The sequence below is a fragment of the Pseudomonas sp. ANT_J12 genome, from assembly GCF_008370045.1.
GTDB lineage: Bacteria > Pseudomonadota > Gammaproteobacteria > Pseudomonadales > Pseudomonadaceae > Aquipseudomonas.
Genome location: NZ_VOBN01000001.1, coordinates 564,516 through 584,162 on the forward strand (window position 1 = coordinate 564,516; position 19,647 = coordinate 584,162).

14 protein-coding genes are annotated in these 19,647 nt (G+C 60.1%); 10 read left to right on the forward strand and 4 right to left on the reverse strand.

Translation table 11 applies throughout. From position 1 onward, the window contains the following. Window positions 1–77 precede the first annotated feature (77 nt). The gene (gene rapA / locus FQ192_RS02815) at window positions 78–2,924 is read left to right on the forward strand and encodes an RNA polymerase-associated protein RapA (protein ID WP_149657274.1); all 2,847 of its coding nucleotides are present in this window, start codon (window positions 78–80) and stop codon (window positions 2,922–2,924) included. 193 nt (window positions 2,925–3,117) lie between these two features. On the opposite strand, the gene FQ192_RS02820 is transcribed toward rapA, so the two are convergent. Then, window positions 3,118–4,467: an MFS transporter gene (locus FQ192_RS02820; protein ID WP_149657275.1), complete on the reverse strand. Its 1,350-nt coding sequence runs from the start codon at window positions 4,465–4,467 to the stop codon at window positions 3,118–3,120. 348 nt (window positions 4,468–4,815) lie between these two features. Here FQ192_RS02820 and FQ192_RS02825 point away from each other — a divergent pair, with 348 nt between their 5' ends. Next, window positions 4,816–5,181: a YkgJ family cysteine cluster protein gene (locus FQ192_RS02825; protein ID WP_149657276.1), complete on the forward strand. Its 366-nt coding sequence runs from the start codon at window positions 4,816–4,818 to the stop codon at window positions 5,179–5,181. A gap of 148 nt (window positions 5,182–5,329) precedes the next feature. Then, window positions 5,330–7,612, forward strand: a complete 2,283-nt coding sequence (locus FQ192_RS02830) for a bifunctional diguanylate cyclase/phosphodiesterase (RefSeq protein WP_149657277.1) — start codon at window positions 5,330–5,332, stop codon at window positions 7,610–7,612. Here the strand turns inward: FQ192_RS02830 and FQ192_RS02835 are convergent. Beyond that, window positions 7,503–8,399, reverse strand: a complete 897-nt coding sequence (locus FQ192_RS02835) for an NAD(P)-dependent oxidoreductase (RefSeq protein ID WP_178128991.1) — start codon at window positions 8,397–8,399, stop codon at window positions 7,503–7,505. The two genes, FQ192_RS02830 and FQ192_RS02835, sit on opposite strands and share 110 nt — an antisense overlap. A 197-nt stretch (window positions 8,400–8,596) precedes the next feature. Between FQ192_RS02835 and FQ192_RS02840 the strand changes: the two genes are divergently transcribed. After that, entirely contained in the window at window positions 8,597–10,792 is a 2,196-nt protein-coding gene (locus FQ192_RS02840; RefSeq protein WP_149657279.1) for a hypothetical protein, read from the forward strand. A gap of 355 nt (window positions 10,793–11,147) precedes the next feature. Here the strand turns inward: FQ192_RS02840 and FQ192_RS02845 are convergent, their stop codons facing one another. Further along, window positions 11,148–11,453, reverse strand: coding sequence for a DUF2288 domain-containing protein (locus FQ192_RS02845; RefSeq protein WP_123405996.1), 306 nt, complete (start codon window positions 11,451–11,453; stop codon window positions 11,148–11,150). Window positions 11,454–11,792: 339 nt separating this feature from the next. Between FQ192_RS02845 and FQ192_RS02850 the strand changes: the two genes are divergently transcribed. The 5 genes from FQ192_RS02850 (at window position 11,793) to FQ192_RS02870 (ending at window position 16,795) form a co-directional block, all read left to right on the forward strand. Next, window positions 11,793–12,920, forward strand: coding sequence for a branched-chain amino acid ABC transporter substrate-binding protein (locus FQ192_RS02850; RefSeq protein ID WP_149657280.1), 1,128 nt, complete (start codon window positions 11,793–11,795; stop codon window positions 12,918–12,920). A gap of 232 nt (window positions 12,921–13,152) precedes the next feature. Further along, on the forward strand, window positions 13,153–14,076 hold the full coding sequence (gene livH / locus FQ192_RS02855; RefSeq protein ID WP_149657281.1) for a high-affinity branched-chain amino acid ABC transporter permease LivH: 924 nt from the start codon (window positions 13,153–13,155) through the stop codon (window positions 14,074–14,076). After that, window positions 14,073–15,329, forward strand: a complete 1,257-nt coding sequence (locus FQ192_RS02860; protein ID WP_149657282.1) for a high-affinity branched-chain amino acid ABC transporter permease LivM — start codon at window positions 14,073–14,075, stop codon at window positions 15,327–15,329. The genes livH and FQ192_RS02860 overlap by 4 nt, the downstream gene beginning before the upstream one ends. Continuing rightward, the gene (gene livG / locus FQ192_RS02865) at window positions 15,326–16,093 is read left to right on the forward strand and encodes a high-affinity branched-chain amino acid ABC transporter ATP-binding protein LivG (RefSeq protein WP_149657283.1); all 768 of its coding nucleotides are present in this window, start codon (window positions 15,326–15,328) and stop codon (window positions 16,091–16,093) included. Before FQ192_RS02860 ends, livG begins: the two co-directional genes overlap by 4 nt. Then, complete coding sequence (locus FQ192_RS02870) at window positions 16,094–16,795, forward strand: ABC transporter ATP-binding protein (protein ID WP_059407957.1); 702 nt, start codon at window positions 16,094–16,096, stop codon at window positions 16,793–16,795. It abuts the gene before it with no gap. A gap of 64 nt (window positions 16,796–16,859) precedes the next feature. On the opposite strand, the gene acpP is transcribed toward FQ192_RS02870, so the two are convergent. Continuing rightward, window positions 16,860–17,099, reverse strand: a complete 240-nt coding sequence (acpP, locus tag FQ192_RS02875) for an acyl carrier protein (RefSeq protein WP_149657284.1) — start codon at window positions 17,097–17,099, stop codon at window positions 16,860–16,862. A gap of 308 nt (window positions 17,100–17,407) precedes the next feature. On the opposite strand from acpP, the gene FQ192_RS02880 reads away from it, so the two are divergent. After that, a complete protein-coding gene (locus tag FQ192_RS02880; RefSeq protein WP_149657285.1) occupies window positions 17,408–19,636 on the forward strand; it encodes a hypothetical protein in 2,229 nt (742 codons plus the stop codon). Window positions 19,637–19,647: the final 11 nt, after the last annotated feature.

The following is a 19,647-nucleotide window of genomic DNA, read 5'->3' on the forward strand; positions in this document are numbered from 1 at the left end:
CGACGCGAGTTATCCTTTGGCCCTGAAGGCTCATTCCGTTAAGATAGCCCGCTTTTTCAAGGTGGGAGTCAGGCAGCATGGCGCAGCAGTATCAACCGGGGCAACGCTGGATTAGTGACAGCGAAGCCGAGCTGGGTTTGGGCACCGTTCTGGCACAGGACGGCCGCTTGTTGACCGTGCTCTATCCGGCCACTGGCGACACTCGTCAGTACGCGCTACGGAATGCGCCCCTCACACGTGTGCGGTTTTCCCCGGGTGACTCGATCACTCACTTCGAAGGCTGGAAACTGACCGTACAGGAAGTCGACGATGTCGATGGCCTGCTGGTCTACCACGGCCTCAACGCGCAGAACGAAGTGGTGACCCTGCCGGAAACCCAACTGTCGAACTTCATTCAGTTCCGTCTGGCCAGCGACCGTCTGTTCGCCGGGCAGATCGACCCGCTGGCCTGGTTCTCCCTGCGTTACCACACCCTGGAACACACCAGCCGTCAGTTGCAGTCGTCCCTTTGGGGCCTGGGCGGCGTGCGTGCGCAGCCGATCGCGCACCAATTGCACATCGCCCGTGAAGTCGCCGACCGGATCGCCCCGCGCGTCTTGCTGGCGGACGAAGTGGGCCTGGGCAAGACCATCGAAGCCGGTCTGGTGATCCATCGCCAACTGCTGTCGGGCCGCGCCAACCGCGTGCTGATCCTGGTGCCGGAAAACCTGCAACACCAGTGGCTGGTAGAAATGCGCCGCCGCTTCAACCTGCAAGTCGCGCTGTTCGACGAAGAACGCTTCATCGAAAGCGATGCCGCCAACCCGTTCGAAGACACCCAGCTCGCCCTCGTGGCGCTGGAGTGGCTGGTGGACGACGAGAAGGCCCAGGACGCGCTGTTCGCCGCCGGTTGGGACTTGATGGTGGTCGACGAAGCTCACCACCTGGTCTGGCACGAAGAAAAGGCCAGCGCGGAATACTCGCTGGTCGAGCAACTGGCCGAAGTCATTCCCGGCGTGTTGCTGCTCACCGCGACCCCGGAACAACTGGGCCAGGACAGCCACTTCGCACGTCTGCGCCTGCTTGACCCGAACCGTTTCCATGACCTGCACGCCTTCCGCGCCGAGAGCGAAAACTATCGCCCGGTGGCCGAAGCCGTTCAGGAGTTGCTGGATAAAGGGCGCCTGTCGCCTGAAGCGCACAAGACCATCCACGGTTTCCTCGGCAACGAAGGCGAAGCCCTGCTCACCGCCGTCAACGATGGCGACGTCGAAGCCAGCGCCCGCCTGGTGCGCGAGCTGCTCGACCGCCACGGCACCGGCCGCGTGCTGTTCCGCAACACCCGCGCCGCCGTGCAAGGGTTCCCGGAGCGCAAGCTGCACCCGTACCCGCTGCCGTGCCCCGACGAATACCTCGAACTGCCGTTGGGCGATCACGCCGAGCTGTACCCGGAAGTCAGCTTCCAGGCCCAGCCTGACGCCAACGAAGAAGAACGCTGGTGGAAATTCGACCCCCGCGTCGAGTGGCTGATCGACACCCTGAAGATGCTCAAGCGCACCAAAGTGCTGGTGATCTGCGCCCACGCCGAAACCGCCATGGACCTGGAAGACGCCCTGCGCGTGCGTTCCGGCATCCCGGCCACGGTGTTCCACGAGGGCATGAACATCCTCGAACGTGACCGCGCCGCCGCCTACTTCGCCGACGAAGAATTTGGCGCGCAAGTGCTGATCTGTTCGGAAATCGGCAGTGAAGGTCGCAACTTCCAGTTCTCGCACCACCTGGTGCTGTTCGATCTGCCTTCGCACCCGGACCTGCTGGAGCAGCGGATCGGTCGTCTCGACCGGATCGGCCAGAAGCACATCATCGAGCTGCACGTGCCGTACCTGGAAACCAGCCCGCAAGAGCGCCTGTTCCAGTGGTACCACGAAGCGCTGAACGCCTTCCTCAACACCTGCCCGACCGGCAACGCCTTGCAGCATCAGTTCGGTTCGCGCCTGCTGCCGCTGCTGGAAAACGCCGACGATGGCGAGTGGCAAGCGCTGATCGACGAGGCTCGCGGCGAGCGTGAGCGTCTGGAAGCCGAACTGCACACCGGTCGCGACCGCTTGCTGGAACTCAACTCCGGCGGTTCGGGTGAAGGCGATCAGTTGGTTGAGGACATTCTTGAGCAAGACGATCAGTTCGCCCTGCCGATCTACATGGAAACCCTGTTCGATGCCTTCGGTATCGACAGCGAAGACCATTCGGAAAACGCGCTGATCCTCAAACCGAGCGAAAAAATGCTCGACGCCAGCTTCCCGCTGGGCGACGACGAAGGCGTGACCATCACTTACGACCGCAACCAGGCGCTGTCTCGCGAAGACATGCAGTTCATCACCTGGGAACACCCGATGGTGCAGGGCGGCATGGACCTGGTGTTGTCCGGCTCGATGGGGAACACCGCCGTGGCGCTGATCAAGAACAAGGCGCTGAAACCCGGCACCGTGTTGCTGGAACTGCTCTACGTCAGCGAAGTGGTTGCCCCGCGCTCGCTGCAACTGGGTCGTTATCTGCCGCCGGCCGCCCTGCGCTGCCTGCTGGATGCCAATGGCAACGACCTGTCCGGTCGCGTGTCGTTCGAAACCCTGAACGACCAACTGGAAAGCGTGCCCCGCGCCAGCGCCAACAAGTTCATCCAGGCCCAGCGCGATCAGCTGACGCCACGGATCAACGCCGGCGAAGAAAAAATCACCCCGCGTCACGCCGAGCGTGTGGCTGAGGCGCAGCGTCGCCTGGCCGCCGACACCGACGAAGAACTGGCGCGCCTGACCGCGTTGCAAGCGGTCAACCCGACCGTGCGCGACAGCGAACTGGTGGCCCTGCGCAAACAGCGCGAGCAAGGTTTGGCCATGCTCGACAAGGCTGCGTTGCGACTGGAAGCGATTCGGGTGTTGGTAGCGGGTTAAGTCCCCTGCTCCACCGCTGAAACAAAAAAGGCCCGCAGTGATGCGGGCCTTTTTTGTGCGTCAGCACACACCATTGTGGCGAGGGAGCTTGCTCCCGCTCGGCTGCGAAGCAGTCGTCGCTGTGAGATTTCAGGGCCGCTTCGCGCCCCAGCGGGAGCAAGCTCCCTCGCCACAGGTGTTGTGTTCGCTCCGGTTACGCGGTGACGGCAGGGATTTGCGGCTCGACCACCACCACCAACCCCTCCTTCATCCGCTTCGCATCGCGCACAAAACACCGCGATGCCATAAATAGAAACACCATGGTGAGAAACAGCGCTACCGGGATCAGGTACATCGCGTCGTGCAGCCCGACCGCTTTGAACGCCTCGGTCATCTCCACGGCGCCTGCCGCCAGCATCGCCGTGTTGGCGAAGTGATCGGACAGCCCCCCGACCACCACCGGCCCCAAGCCCCCGCCCAGCAAATACAACCCGGCAAAGAACAACGCCATCGCCGTGGCCCGCAGACGCGGTTCGACCACGTCCTGGATCGCCGTATAAACGCAGGTGTAGAAGTTGTAGGCGAACAGCCAACCCAGGCTGAACACCGCGACAAACACGCCAATCTCGATGCGCCCGGCATGCAGCGCCCAAGCGGTGCACACCGTGGAGACGATCAAACTGAACGCGGCAAACAATAGTCGACCGTTGGCGACGCGTTGGTGGATCTTGTCGGCAATCAAGCCGCCCAACGTCAGGCCGAACAATCCGGTCACGCCGACGATGACCCCGGTGGCCACCGCCGCTTCATGCAAGGGCATCAGGAAATAGCGCTGCAACATCGGCACCAGGAACGAGTTGCAGGCATAGGTCGCAAAGTTGAAACACAGCCCGGCCAGCACCAGCCACAGGAACGTCGGCACCGCCAGCACGCGGCGGATCGGCCGGTCCACGCGCTCCTGGGACACTTGCACGCTTTCCGCCGCGCCGCGTTTCGGCTCCTTGATGAAGAACATGAAGATCGCCAGGACCAGCCCCGGCACCGCCGCGATAAAGAACGGGGCGCGCCAACTGTCGAAGGTTTTGACCATCCAGCCGATGGTGAAGAACGCCAGCAGCAAGCCCAGCGGCAGCCCGAGCATGAAAATCCCCATGGCCCGCGCGCGGCGGTGCGCCGGGAACAGGTCACCAATCAGCGAATTGGCGGCCGGTGCGTAACTGGCTTCGCCGATGCCGATGCCCATGCGCACCAGCAGGAACGTCCAGAAATTGCCCACCAGCCCGTTGACGGCGGTCAGCCCGCTCCATACCGCCAGCCCCCAGCCCATCAATTTGGCCCGGGAACCGGTATCGGCCATCCGCCCCAGCGGCAGGCCGGCAATGGCGTAAACAATGGTGAAGGCCGTGCCGATGATCCCCAGTTGAAAGTCGCTGAGGTGCCATTCCATGCGAATGGGCTCGATGATGATGGCGGGGATGGTGCGGTCGAAGAAGTTGAACAGGTTGGCCAGGAACAGCAGGAACAGAATGCGCCAGGCATTCGCCGCTTGGGTCGAGTTCTGCATGGGGTCCGTCTCTTTTATTGTTATGAAGGCGTCGCTGCCCCCGGAAACTGCAATCTAGTCAGGCGCGCGCGGCCTGTCTGTGATCATTCGCCAGCCTGATATCAGCCAATGCCACACACGCCCCCTGTAGGAGCGAAGCTTGCTCGCGAAAGCGGTCGTTCAGTCAACATGTTCGTTGGCAGACAGTCGCTTTCGCGAGCAAGCTTCGCTCCTACAGGTGCCGGGGAATTTCAAGCCAATCCGCTGAAAAATATACCTGCACACCCCCCTTCCCAAGTCCGGGCCGAAGCCTAGAATAGCGACCTGTTCTCCCCCACCGTTGCCCCCATCCCTCTTTGACTATCGCCCATGTCCGAAGCCAGTCCGTGTCTGAATTGCGGTGCCTGCTGTTCTCATTTTCGCGTGTCTTTTTTCTGGGGTGAATGCACCTCGGCCGGTGGGACGGTGCCCGACGAACTGGTCGCGCCGATCAGCCCCAGTCGAGTCGCGATGCTCGGGACAGACTGCAAACCCACCCGCTGCACCGCCCTGGTCGGCGAGGTGGGCAGCACCGTGCAGTGCTCGATTTACGATCAGCGTTCGAGCACGTGCCGGGAGTTCGACGCCTCCTGGGCCAATGGCGAAGCCAACGTGGATTGCGATGCGGCACGGGCGGCGTTCGGCCTGCCAGCCCTGCAACCCGACGTTGAAATACCTTATGAGCAGAGCGCCTGAAATTTATCGCCAATCGTTATAACGCCAATATCGAAATCATTAGCGTCAACTTGCCACTACGTCTTGCGCTCTGTACATGGCCTCTATACTCCAAAGCATTCGCCGGCATTCAGGCTGCCGACCACAATGACTTGAGACGGGACGTGCTATGGAGTGGCTTGGTTTGCAGTTCCTTACCGAGCTGCCAGAAGGCGGGCAGGTCATCCTCAACTGTACACACAACCCTTTTCTGGTCGCGCTGGCGTATGTGGTCGCCTGTGTGGCCGGCTTCGCCACGCTGGACATGACCGAACGGGTCGGTCATGTGGAAAAATCCGGCACCCAACGGCTCTGGCGTTGGGTCGGTGCCTTGTGCCTGGCGGGCGGCATCTGGGCCATGCACTTCATTAGCATGCTGGCCTTCCAGGCGCCGGTGGACATTCACTACCAACTGCCCATCACCCTGCTCTCGCTGATCTTTGCCCTGACGGCTTCGTGGCTGGCGATGCACACCCTCAGCCACCCTCACGTGAATGTCTGGCAATACCTGCGCGCGGCCGTGTGGATCGGCCTGGGCATCGCGACCATGCACTATGTGGGCATGGCCGCCATGCGTTCGGTCGCCACGGCTTTTTACGATCCCTGGCTGTTCGCGCTGTCCGTCTTCATCGCGATAGGCGCCAGTCTCGCCGCCCTGTTGATTTCCAGTCACCTGCGCGATGGCACCGGTTTGTATCATCAACTGCGCAAATTCACCGCCAGCCTGGTGCTCGGCGCCGGCATCGTCAGCATGCATTTCACCGGCATGGCGGCGCTGACACTGGTGGTGCCCGTTGGCACCCTGCCGATGTTGCCCGGTGAAAACAATCATCTGCAGCTGGGGCTGACGGTGGCGATCATGACCCTGCTGATCATCGGCAGTTGCATCAGCGCGGCACTGGCCGACAAGAAATTGCAAATCAAGGAACACGACCTGCGCCGGGTCAACACTCTGCTCACTCAACTGGACCAGGCGCGCATGTCGCTGCAACAGGTGGCGCACTACGATGCACTGACCAACCTGATCAACCGTCGCGGCTTCAATCAGATCTTTGCCGAAAAACTGATCGAGAAGACCAACGAGGGCGGCATGCTGGCGGTGATGTTCCTCGACATCGACCATTTCAAACGCATCAATGACAGCCTCGGCCATGACGCCGGCGACGAATTGCTCAAGGTGCTGGCCGGGCACATCAAGAGTTCGGTCCGCAGCCACGACGACGTCGTGGCGCGCTTTGGTGGCGATGAGTTCTGCATTCTCATCGGCCTGCATGACCGCGAAGAAGCCCGGCACATGGCCCAGCGCATCATGCTGAAAATGAAAGAGCCCATCGAGCTGTCCGGCCGGCGCATGGTCATGACCACCAGCATCGGCATCAGCCTGTTCCCCGAAGACGGCAAGACCTGCGAGGAACTGCTGAAAAACGCCGACCTGGCGCTGTATCAGTCCAAGGGCGGCGGCCGCAATAGCCTGAACTTCTTCAGCTCGAACCTCAGGACCCGGGCCACCCTGGAGCTGCAACTGGAAGAAGAACTGCGTCACGCCCTGCGCGAAGACACGGGGCTGAAGCTGTATTACCAACCGATCTATGAGCTCAAAACCGGCCAGGTCACCAAGCTCGAAGCGCTGATTCGCTGGCAACACCCGATTCACGGCCTGCTCACCCCCGACCGTTTTATCGCCATCGCCGAAGCCAACGGGCTGATCGCCGAACTGGACAACTGGGTGCTTCGCAAAGCCTGTGAAGACTTGGGCGAGCTGTCCCGCCATGGCTGTGAAGCCCTGAAGATTGCCGTGAACTGCTCGCCCCTGAACCTGGCGCGCGAGGAGCTGGCCGACGAAATCGAAAACGCCCTGCACGTGACCGGCGTCGAACCCCAGCGCCTGGAGCTGGAGGTCACGGAAAACGCACTGATGGGCAATATCGCCAACACCCTCGTGCTGCTGCGGCAGATTCGCGCCCTCGGGGTGTCGCTGTCGATCGATGACTTCGGCACCGGTTATTCATCCCTGGCCTACCTCAAGCGCCTGCCGCTGAACACGCTGAAAATCGATCGCTCATTTATTCAGGACATCCCCAAGGCGACCCAGGACATGGAGATCGTCCAGGCAATCATCGTCATGGCGCACACCCTGCATTTGCAGGTGGTCACCGAAGGCGTCGAAACCGTCGAGCAATACGAGTTTCTTGAACGCCTGGGCTGCGACTTCGTCCAGGGCTATCTGCTCAGCCGCCCGGTGCCGCTGGAAGAACTGCGTCCGGTGCTGGACGAAATCAACCAGCGCAAGCACTCGCACACGGTCAGTCCACTGAGCCTGGCGCGCGGTATAACTGCACTAACGTTGACGGATCCTTTTCCAAAAAGCCCTGGCCCCCATGCAGGCGCATCAATTGTGCGGCCAATCCGCTGATCGGCGTGGCCGAGCCTTGTTCGCGAGAAAACTTCACCGCCGTGTCCAGATCCTTGAGCAGCGTGCGCACGTGCCATTTCACCGGCTCGAAACGGCTTTCGGCCATTTGCGGGGCGAGGATCTGCAAGGGTTTTGAGTCGGCGAAACCACCGGCCAGCGCTTCGGCGATCAGGCTGGCATCGACACCGGAGCGTTCGGCCAGCGCCACCACTTCGGCGATCACCAGGGCATTGCAGGCGACGATCATCTGATTGCAGGCCTTGGTCACCTGGCCGGCACCGACGGCGCCCATGTGCGTCACGCGTTGGCCCAGGCTCAGCAACACCGGCCGCACGCGTTCAAGGTCCGCCGCTTCGCCACCGACCATGATCGCCAGGCTGCCCGCCTGCGCGCCGACCACCCCGCCCGACACCGGCGCATCCAGCCAAGTCATGCCGGTTTTGCTGGCGAGTGCTGCCGCCATTTCCCGGGTAGCGGTGGGCTCCAGGCTGGAAAAATCCACCAGCAGCTGAGTACTTTTCCCACCTTCGGCAACGCCGTTAGCGCCGAACACCACCTCGCGCACCACGGCGGTGTCCGCCAGGCACAGCATCACCACGTCTGCGTGCTCGCACAGTTCAGCCGGCGTCGCCACTTGCCGCGCACCGGCTTCCACCAGCGGCGCGCACTTGTGCAGATTGCGATTCCACACGATCAGCGGGTAGCCCGCGGCCAACAGACGCTGGCACATCGGCAAGCCCATCAGGCCGATCCCGGCGAATCCGAGTGCAGGTAACGATGGCATCATTTTGCCTCCTTTTGATTAAAGATCGCCGAATGCTGGCCGATCCATCATAAATCAGGAAAGGACTCCCCCGAGCGGCGCACCGCCAACACCCCTGTCGCTCGGGCAAAACACGCGCGCAAAAAAGACGCGAGATCCCATTCCGTGACGTTCGATGACGCCTTGTCGTCGAGCCAACCAGTCCAAGTACATGGCGCACAATGACCTCTAAAAACAATCCGGCCACTGCGGTATCCGACTTGACGTTGAGCCCTGCGGCCAACAGCCCTTCAGCGTCGAAGCCATTGATCCCGTCGCGCCCGCTGGCGACCCAGCAGTACCTGTACTTCACCGAAACCAATACCGACCGCATCCTCGATAACCTCGATGGCCTGCGCGACATGGTATTCCCGCGCCCACCGCACCTGGAAGGCGACAGCGAACAGCACAGCGAACAGGAATTCCCGTCGGTGTGCCTGATCGGCCTCGGCCGCTGCGGTTCGAACATCGCGCTGGACGTCGCCGAACTGGTGTACAACGCGCGCAAGTTCTACCTCAACGAATTCAACAACGAAGATCGCCTGTCGCCGGACAAACGCTACGCCGAAAAAGGCTACAGCCCGGCCCAATGGATTCGTAACAACCTGCGCCTGGGGCCGAACAAGGCCACCAAACCGGTGTTCCTGGTCGAGCCGCTGGTGATGCTCGGCGACCTGGACAAGGACATCGCCGGGCGCATCCGCTTCTCGCGCAAGGGCGAAAAAAGCGGCTTCCTGCGCGACTACAGCAAAATGAAAATCATGGACTTGTCCGAAGTCCACGCTGGTGGCGCCGGTAACGCGCCGATCCTGGGCCAGTACCTGGCCAAGATCATCCTGAACAAGGACACCCAGCGTTTCTCCAGCCCTGACTGGAAGATGATCCACTCGTACCTGATCGACAGCTGCGGGATCAAGGCCAACCAGTCGCGCCTGTACTTCTCGATCTTCAGCGCCGGCGGCGGTACCGGTTCGGGCATGGCCTCGGAATTCGGCCTGGCCCAGCAACACTCGTACATGAACAAGACGTTCGACACCAAGCCGATGGACGAGCACGACAGCAAAAGCGGCCACGCCTTTGTTTTCGAGCCGATCTTCACCAGCGGCATCTGCGTGCTGCCGAACATTTCCGACCACCGCAGCGAAATGTCCGAGGCGCTGCACATCAACGCCGGGCGCCTGCTGTGCAAATACCTGTCGGAGGAATGGGACTTTTCGTACAACTTCGACAATGAAGACAGCAGCGAAGCCAGCGTCATGGGCCGGATCCGCCCCTGGAACGCGATGATGCTGATCTCCAACGACATCATGCGTTACGCCGAAGAAAGCGATGACGGCAACATCCAGAACATTGATGTGAATGCGATGGAAAAGCACGCCAACCAATACATCTCGCAGCAGATCTTCAACATTCTGACGGCGCAGGCGGTCACGACTGACTACGACCAGAACTATTTCCGACGTGCCGGCATCGACATCGGCGAAACCATTCGCCTGGACGCCAACGACCTGTTCATGAGCCTGGCCGGCCCGGTGGCGATTGCCTACGCCGAGTCCGTGGTGCCGGAAACCCCGGCGCCGAGCAGCGACAAATTCAAGGTGTTCGACAAAGAGCCGCAGCGCCTGAACATCGACGACCTGTTCTTCCGCTCCATCGACCTGCCGCACTTCAACAAGGTCACCCAGGCCATCGAAGGCATCAGCCTGTTGCCGATCGAGTCCAAGCGCTATCGCGCGTCGCTGGAGCAGTACAAGAATTCCGGCTACGACGCGGCCGCGTTGCACGACCTGCACTTCTTCAAGAACTGCTCGTCGGTGGTGTCGATCGTGTCGCTGCCCAAGGACTACAAGCTGTCCTACATGGACCTCAACCGCTTGAAGACCCACCTCAACAGCCTGTTCCCGAACACCACGCTCAAGCGTTACGCGCTGGTGATCGGCGCCTCGGCCAACCTGTCGCTGACCACCCTGATCGCCAAGAGCCCGTGCCTGTCGGACGACTTCCTGACCCTGATCGTGGCCTTCATCAAGCGCTGCTTCGCGAAGAACCCATATCGCTTCGACGAGACCCTGGACAACTCGATCCTCGACTTCATCATTCATGAAGACTTCGACGAAGACTTGATCGACGACCTGCTCAACGAGTTCGAAAACCCGGCGAAGATCCTCGATACCAACTGGTATGCGATCAAGCCGATGTACGAGAAGAAGTACCGCGAGCTGATCAGCGACAAGGACAAGTTTGTGTCGATCAACGACATTCGTTTGTCCCGTGATTGCGTGAAGAAAGCGATCAAGTATCTGCGCGAGATTTATCGCCACCGGATTGGCAAGACCAAGGTTATTTCCCTCAATAACCACACCGGTAAAACCGCTTAAATCAGCGTTGCTCCCAAAAAGATCGCAGCCTTCGGCAGCTTCTGCAGAGGTTAGATCGTTCCCACGCTCTGCGTGGGAATGCATACACGGACGCTCCGCGTTCGGCTTCTGATGGGACGCAGAGCGTCCCGGGCTGCATTCCCACGCGGAGCGTGGGAACGATCGCAGACCGTGGGAACGATCACATCCAGAAACAATTAAGCAGCCGTTAGGCTGCTCACTAAACTGTTCCCGTTACGTTTACGTCACCCTCGCCAAGACCCTTCTGTGGCCTTTCTCTACGGCAACATGCCATCACGCTACTCACCTACACACTTTCACCCGGCCAAGCCGCGCACTCTTTTGGTGCCGACTATCAGCTCGTCGCCCTTTCCTGGATCAGAATCCAAGGCGAAACCACCACGGCCCACAGCTCGGGATCGCGCTCGAAAAGATCCAGCGCCCGCGTTTCAGAGAGCTTGGCGAGGCTGTCGGCGGCCAGCCAGGCAGCCACTTTCTCGCCTTCGTCCGTGGCCACGGCCTCGGCGGCCGCGATCAAATCCAGGCTTGGGTCGACCCACAATAGGGCACCCTTGGCGAAGAACGGTTCCAGTTCCTTCCAGGTAATAGATGCGGTCTCACCAAGCAGCTTGGCATAGAGGGTGCTAGGTTCTTGAGTCATGGGTCCTGTCCGGAAAAGAAATCGACGCGAATGATAACGTCGGTGGTCCGGCAGAAAAACCCGGATGCAAATGAGTCATCGAATGAAAAGCGCAGGAAAGCCAAGGATTGCTGTGAATACAGCCTGAACCCCCGCCGCAATTCTGTATTTTTCTTTCAAAAAAGCGACACCCTCAGGTTTTGCCCCCCGGCGCTGCCTTCCCAGGCTAACAATCGGCGCTCTACACTGTACCGGTACAGTTGCCGGGGGCATTTTCCGGAGGATATCCAAGATATCTGACCCGGTTCTGCTGCTACGGCGCCAGGACTATAAAAACTACAACAGTAAGAGTGGAGCACTATGACTAAGGCTACTAAGCAGATTTCCAAACTGTTTGCCGCTATGGTTCTGGCCGGGGTTGCCAGCCATTCGTTCGCAGCTGACACCATCAAGATCGGTATCGCCGGCCCCAAGACCGGCCCGGTAGCCCAATACGGCGACATGCAGTTCAGTGGCGCCAAAATGGCCATTGAACAGATCAACGCCAAGGGCGGCGTCGACGGCAAGAAGCTCGAAGCCGTTGAATACGACGATGCCTGTGATCCGAAACAAGCGGTTGCTGTAGCGAACAAAGTCGTCAACGACGGCGTCAAGTTCGTGGTCGGTCACCTGTGCTCCAGCTCCACTCAACCCGCTTCGGACATCTACGAAGACGAAGGCGTGATCATGATCACCCCGGCTGCCACCAGCCCGGACATCACCGCCCGTGGTTACAAAATGATCTTCCGTACCATCGGCCTCGACAGCGCCCAGGGCCCTGCCGCCGGTAACTACATCGCCGATCACGTCAAACCGAAAATCGTTGCTGTACTGCACGACAAGCAGCAATACGGTGAAGGCATCGCCACCGCCGTGAAGAAAACCCTCGAAGGCAAGAACGTAAAAGTTGCCGTGTTCGAAGGCATCAACGCCGGCGACAAGGACTTCTCCTCGATCATCGCCAAGCTCAAGCAAGCCAACGTCGACTTCGTCTACTACGGCGGCTACCACCCGGAGCTGGGTCTGATCCTGCGTCAAGCATCGGAAAAAGGCCTGAAAGCCAAGTTCATGGGCCCGGAAGGCGTGGGTAACGACTCCATTTCGCAGATCGCCAAAGACGCTTCCGAAGGCCTGTTGGTGACCCTGCCGAAATCCTTCGACCAGGATCCGGCCAACGTCGCCCTGGCTGACGCGTTCAAAGCCAAGAAAGAAGATCCGAGCGGTCCGTTCGTGTTCCCGGCCTACTCGGCTGTTGAAGTCATCGCCGGTGGTATCACTGCCGCCAAGAGCGAAGACTCTGCCAAAGTGGCCGCGGCCATCCACGCTGGCACCTTCAAGACCCCGACTGGCGACCTGAGCTTCGACGCCAAGGGCGACTTGAAAGACTTCAAATTCGTGGTTTACGAGTGGCACTTCGGCAAACCTAAAACTGAAGTTTCGCCTCAGTAAGGCGTTGCCTGACTGACTGCCAATAAAGCCCACGGCGTGCCGTGGGCTTTGTTTTACGAACGTATAGGGCCGCGCTGGCGTGATCCGCCAGTCTCCCCACCTGAAAATCTCAAAACCGTCATCAGCGGTTCGCTGGCAAACCTCGAATTCGAAGTGGATGCAGATCCACGGGGCTCGAGCGGGAAAATGACTCCACCAGTGAAATGCGTATCAGGTTTTTAGGAGCGCTGTAATGCCTGACATCTATCACTTTTTCCAACAGCTGGTTAATGGTCTGACCATTGGCAGCACGTATGCCCTGATCGCCATCGGCTATACGATGGTTTACGGCATCATTGGAATGATCAACTTCGCCCACGGCGAGGTGTACATGATTGGTTCCTACGTGGCGTTCATCGCCATCGCGGGCCTGTCCATGATGGGACTCGACAGTGTGCCGCTGTTGATGACCGCCGCTTTCCTGGCGACCATCGTCGTGACCAGTGCCTACGGCTACAGCATCGAACGGATCGCCTACCGCCCCTTGCGCGGCAGCAACCGTCTGATTCCGCTGATTTCCGCCATCGGCATGTCGATTTTCCTGCAGAACACGGTTCTGCTGGCGCAAGACTCCAAGGACAAATCCATCCCCAACCTGATCCCCGGCAACTTCACCATCGGGCCAGGTGGCGCACATGAAGTGCTGATTTCCTACATGCAAATCGTGGTGTTCGTGGTGACCTTCGTCGCCATGCTCGGCCTGACGCTGTTCATCTCCCGCTCTCGCCTGGGTCGCGCCTGCCGTGCCTGTGCCGAAGACATCAAGATGGCCAACCTGCTGGGTATCAACACCAACAACATCATCGCCCTGACCTTCGTCATCGGTGCTGCGCTGGCGGCCGTCGCGGCCGTGCTGCTGAGCATGCAATACGGCGTGATCAACCCCAACGCCGGTTTCCTCGTCGGCCTCAAGGCCTTCACCGCCGCGGTACTGGGCGGTATCGGCAGCATCCCCGGAGCCATGCTCGGCGGGATTGTGCTCGGGGTGGCGGAAGCCTTCGGTGCCGATATCTTCGGCGACCAGTACAAGGACGTTGTGGCGTTCGGCCTATTGGTTCTGGTGTTGTTGTTCCGGCCTACCGGCCTGTTGGGCCGTCCGGAGGTTGAAAAAGTATGACTAGGAATCTTAAACAGGCGTTGTTCAGCGCCTTGCTGGTGTGGGCCGTGGCCTACCCGGTACTCGGTCTGAAGCTGACTATCGTCGGCATCAACCTCGAAGTGCATGGCACCAGCACCAGCACCCTGATCACCATCGCCGTGTGTTCGGTGCTGATGTTCCTGCGGGTGCTGTTCGACCAGCAGATCAGCGCGGCGTGGAAATCCTCGCCGAACATGCCGGTGATGCCGGCCAAGGCCAGCAGCTTCCTGACCCTGCCGACCACCCAGCGCTGGATCATCATTGCGTTGATCATTGGTGCCCTGGTGTGGCCGTTCTTCGGCTCTCGTGGCGCGGTGGACATCGCGACGCTGGTGCTGATCTACGTGATGCTCGGCCTGGGCCTGAACATCGTGGTCGGCCTGGCCGGCCTGCTCGACCTGGGTTACGTCGGCTTCTACGCCGTCGGCGCCTACAGTTATGCGCTGCTGTCGCACTACTACGGTCTGAGCTTCTGGATCTGCCTGCCGATTGCCGGCCTGATGGCGGCGACGTTCGGTTTCCTGCTCGGCTTCCCGGTCTTGCGCCTGCGGGGTGACTACCTGGCGATCGTGACCCTGGGCTTCGGTGAAATCATCCGTCTGTTCCTGCGTAACCTGACCGACATTACCGGTGGCCCGAACGGCATCAGTAACATCGAGAAGCCCACGTTCTTCGGCCTGACCTTCGAGCGTAAAGCGGCGGAAGGCATGCAGACGTTCCACGAGTATTTCGGCCTGGAATACAACTCGATCAACAAGGTGATCTTCCTTTACCTGATCGCACTGTTGCTCGCCCTGTTCGCGTTGTTCGTGATCAACCGCTTGCTGCGCATGCCCCTGGGCCGTGCTTGGGAAGCGTTGCGTGAAGACGAAATCGCCTGCCGTGCGTTGGGCCTGAACCCGACCATCATCAAGCTGTCCGCGTTCACCCTGGGTGCCTGCTTCGCCGGTTTCGCCGGCAGCTTCTTCGCCGCGCGCCAAGGCCTGGTGACCCCGGAGTCCTTCACTTTCATCGAGTCGGCGACCATCCTCGCCATCGTGGTGCTGGGCGGCATGGGCTCGCAACTGGGCGTCGTGCTCGCCGCCACGGTGATGATCCTGTTGCCGGAAATGATGCGTGAGTTCAGTGAATACCGCATGTTGATGTTCGGCGCCTTGATGGTGCTGATGATGATCTGGCGCCCTCAAGGTCTGCTGCCCATGCAACGTCCTCACATGGAGCTGCGCAAATGAGCCGCGAGATCCTCAAAGTCGAAAATCTGAGCATGCGCTTTGGCGGCTTGCTGGCGGTCAACGGCGTGGCCCTGACCGTGTACGAAAAACAGGTCGTGGCGCTGATCGGCCCTAACGGCGCCGGCAAGACCACGGTGTTTAACTGCCTGACCGGTTTCTACAAGCCGAGCGGCGGCAGCATCCTGCTCGACGGCCAGGCCATCGAAGGCCTGCCCGGCCACGAGATCGCCCGCAAAGGCGTGGTGCGCACCTTCCAGAACGTGCGGTTGTTCAAGGACATGACCGCGGTCGAGAACCTCTTGATCGCCCAGCACCGTCACCTGAACACCAACTTCCTGGCAGGCCTGTTCAAGACTCCGGCATTCCGCAAGAGCGAACGCGAGGCCATGGAGTTCGCCGAGTACTGGCTGGACAAGGTCAACCTCACGGCCTTCGCCAACCGTCCGGCCGGCACCCTGGCCTACGGTCAGCAACGTCGCCTGGAAATCGCACGCTGCATGATGACCCGCCCGCGGATCCTCATGCTCGACGAACCGGCCGCTGGCCTGAACCCGAAGGAAACCGAAGACCTCAAGGCGCTGATCAGCGTGCTCCGCAACGAGCATGATGTGACCGTGCTGCTGATCGAACACGACATGAAACTGGTCATGAGCATTTCCGACCACATCGTCGTGATCAACCAGGGCACGCCCCTGGCCGACGGCACGCCGGAACAGATCCGCGACAATCCTGAAGTGATCAAAGCCTACCTGGGGGAAGCGTAAATGCTGCAATTCGAAAACGTTTCCACCTTCTACGGCAAGATCCAGGCCCTGCACAGCGTCAACGTGGAAATCCGCCAGGGCGAAATCGTCACCCTGATCGGGGCCAACGGCGCAGGCAAATCCACCCTGCTGATGACGCTGTGCGGTTCGCCGCAGGCCCACAGCGGCAGCATCAAATACATGGGTGAAGAACTCGTGGGGCAGACCTCGGCGCAGATCATGCGCAAGAGCATTGCCGTGGTGCCGGAAGGCCGTCGGGTGTTTGCCCGACTGACCGTGGAAGAAAACCTCGCCATGGGCGGCTTCTTCACCGACAAGGGCGACTATCAGGAACAGATGGACAAGGTTCTCGGACTTTTCCCACGCCTGAAAGAGCGTTTTGCCCAACGCGGCGGCACCATGTCCGGCGGCGAACAACAAATGCTCGCCATCGGCCGCGCGCTGATGAGCAAGCCCAAGCTGTTGCTGCTCGACGAGCCTTCTCTGGGCCTGGCGCCGATCATCATCCAGCAGATCTTCGATATCATCGAACAGCTGCGCAAGGACGGTGTGACGGTGTTCCTGGTCGAGCAGAACGCCAACCAGGCGCTGAAAATCGCTGACCGCGCGTACGTTCTGGAGAACGGCCGGGTGGTGATGCAAGGCACCGGTGAAGCGCTGCTGACTGATCCGAAAGTGCGCGAGGCGTACTTGGGTGGTTGAAGTTTTGCGGTGAACAAAAAACGGCCTTCGGGCCGTTTTTTTTGTGCGCTGGAACTTGCGGCGGCTACAGGATCAACTGGTGTTCTATGTAGTCGATTACGTCCTGGACGGTTATCAGTTTTACAGCTTCTTCATCCGGGATCTCGATATCGAATTCCTCTTCAAAAGTCATGACGATTTCAACGGCGTCCAGAGAATCTGCCCCTAGGTCATCAGCAAAACTAGAGTCATTTTTGAGGTCTGCCGGCGCTATCCCCAGCCACTCACACGTAATTTCTTTTACACGCGCTTCCACGCTTTCCATTTTCTGACTCCCTGTTCAGCCGATGATCCGCACTCCAACCTGACGTTTTCGCCCGACATCACTGTATTGCCCGCACAGGCAGTTTTCTACTGTCAGAAATAACAGGTCTGGATAACAAATAACGATAAGCGACCTCTGTTTATTCCGAACACTTCTGTCTTACATGGGGTCGAGCACCCTGCAGCAATGCCCGATAGCTGACCGTCGGTCGAATGCCCCTCTCTACCTGTTAGTTCTGACAGTAGCCACACTGCCGGTACGAGTATTCACTGGAGACCCCCTATCCAATGATTGACGGAGTCACGTCCATGGCCACCGATGAATCCGATTCCGAAGTGCTTACTATTTATCCTCCGCGAGTTCCAAACGGTACAGAGCCGATCATTCCCTATCCTTCCCCGCAGCCGGGAATCCCCTATGTCGGTCTTCGGCAGGCTGCGTTCGACAGGATTGTGACGCTGGACGCCACCCGGCAAAACGCGGCATTGCTGATTGCCGACCCGATTCCGCCGCCGCCTTATGAGAGCCTCAGACTGTTCGTCAATGGCGAGCAAATAGGTTCCTGGGTGATCCCGCCGAGTGCCCAGAATGATCCTGTCGAGCTAGACCTTCCTCAGGCAGAGCTCAACGAGGGCCTGAACATCATCCGGTTGCGCTACCAACGTGGCAGCAGCAACTTCGATGACTCGCAGGAGCTGGGGGTGCAATACCACCGTAACCTGCCTGGCGGTAACGAGGTGCCCGGGACGGGTGATCATCCGGCGCTGAATATTCGTTTGCCGGCGGAACTGGGCGATCCAGCGCTGATCGGTTACGAGGAGTTGACCAATGGCGTGCCGTTGACACTCCAATACCCGTTCTGTCGGGCGTACGACAGAATCAAACTGGAAATCAACAATGTACCGTTCTATTACACGGTGCAGCCCGGTCAAGAGGGTCAGCCCTATACCGTTCTCCTGACAATGGAGATGTACCTCAACCTGCAAAAACCCTCGACACTTTCAATCAACTACACCGTCACCGACACATTGCTGAACACCACCGACCGCCGGCGCTGGTCGAAGAAAATCCTTGCCGAGGTCGATCCGGTGGACGGCCAGTTACTGGTCATGGGCGCCCGCGTTGCCTCAGTGTCTTATTGGATGAATAAAGGTAGCTCACGTTATGTGACGGCTCTCGATGCCCAGACCGGAGGCCTGCTCAGGGCGCGTTGGCGCTACGAGGGCGACGCCGTGGAAACGGTGGGTGCGCGCTTCGATGACACTCAGCCCAGACGCCCGTTGCTCGTAAGGCATGGGGCCCGGCAGTTCAGGCTCAATCCAGCCAATTTCTATGGTAATGGCCTGTGCGACCTCACTGCGCCCGGTACCCCTCACTCTGCGTTCGTGGCGTTGCGCGACAGGGGCGACATGATCGCGTGGGGAGTCTCGTCGAATGGCGGCCATCTGCCGCCGGCCCCCATCCCCCTTGGCACCATCAAAGATGTAGCCTGGTCCTCCAGGGCATTTGCCGTATTGCTCGATGACGGTTCCGTGAGGGCATGGGGCGATCCCGCTGTCGGCGGCGCACTTCCCAACGAAGTAGCCAGCCTGCGCGATGTGAAAAAACTGTTCAGTGGGGGCCAGGCGTTTGCGCTGCTGCGTAACGATGGCTCAGTGCTTGCCTGGGGGGCCAAGGATTATGGCGCCGTCGTTCCCGCCGATATCAGCAGGCTCAAAGACATTCGTGATATTGCCTGCTCCGGTTCTGCATTTGCCGCATTGCGCTCCACCGGCGGTGTTTCAGCCTGGGGAAACCCGGCCTACGGTGGCAGCGTCCCCGCCGATATTGCAGGGCTCACCACCATCACCGAAGTGATCAACAACCACGATGCGTTTGCCGCGCTGACCCTTGATCGCACGGTAGTGACCTGGGGGCTCGCAGGCTCAGGCGGTACTGCGCCCGCCGAGATAACCAGGCTCACAGATATCGTCAGGATTTCGAGCTGCGGCTATGCATTTGCGGCCCTTAGAGCTACCGGCCAGGTGGTGGCCTGGGGCAGAACAGGCTGGGGTGGCAACCCGCCGGCCGCCATCCTCAATCTTTCCAATATCGTTGATATCGTGGGGGCGGGTTACGCCTTTGTGGCGCTGCTGGACAACCAACAAGTCGTGGCATGGGGTGACCCGGCTCAGGGCGGCAGCGTGCCACCGGCGATCTCCGCACTTCGCAACATTGTGCAACTCGCCGCCACCAACGGCGCGTTTGCGGCCCTGTGTGCCGACGGCAGCGTGGTGACGTGGGGCAATGCAGCGTGGGGAGGCAATAACGCACTGGTGGCCAGACAATTGGTCGATGTGAGGGCGATTTATGCCAATGCCGAGGCGTTCGTCGCGTTGACCGCTGACGATCGAGTCGTCACATGGGGGCTCGCGGGCTCGGGCGGAAACAGCGAGCCCGTGCGGGACGAGTTTTTCAGAGAAGTGTCCTACCTGGCACCGGTATCACAAGGGGTGGCAAGTAACGCGATAGTCGAAGCCGGGACCGAGCAAACCTGACAGCCTCCGCC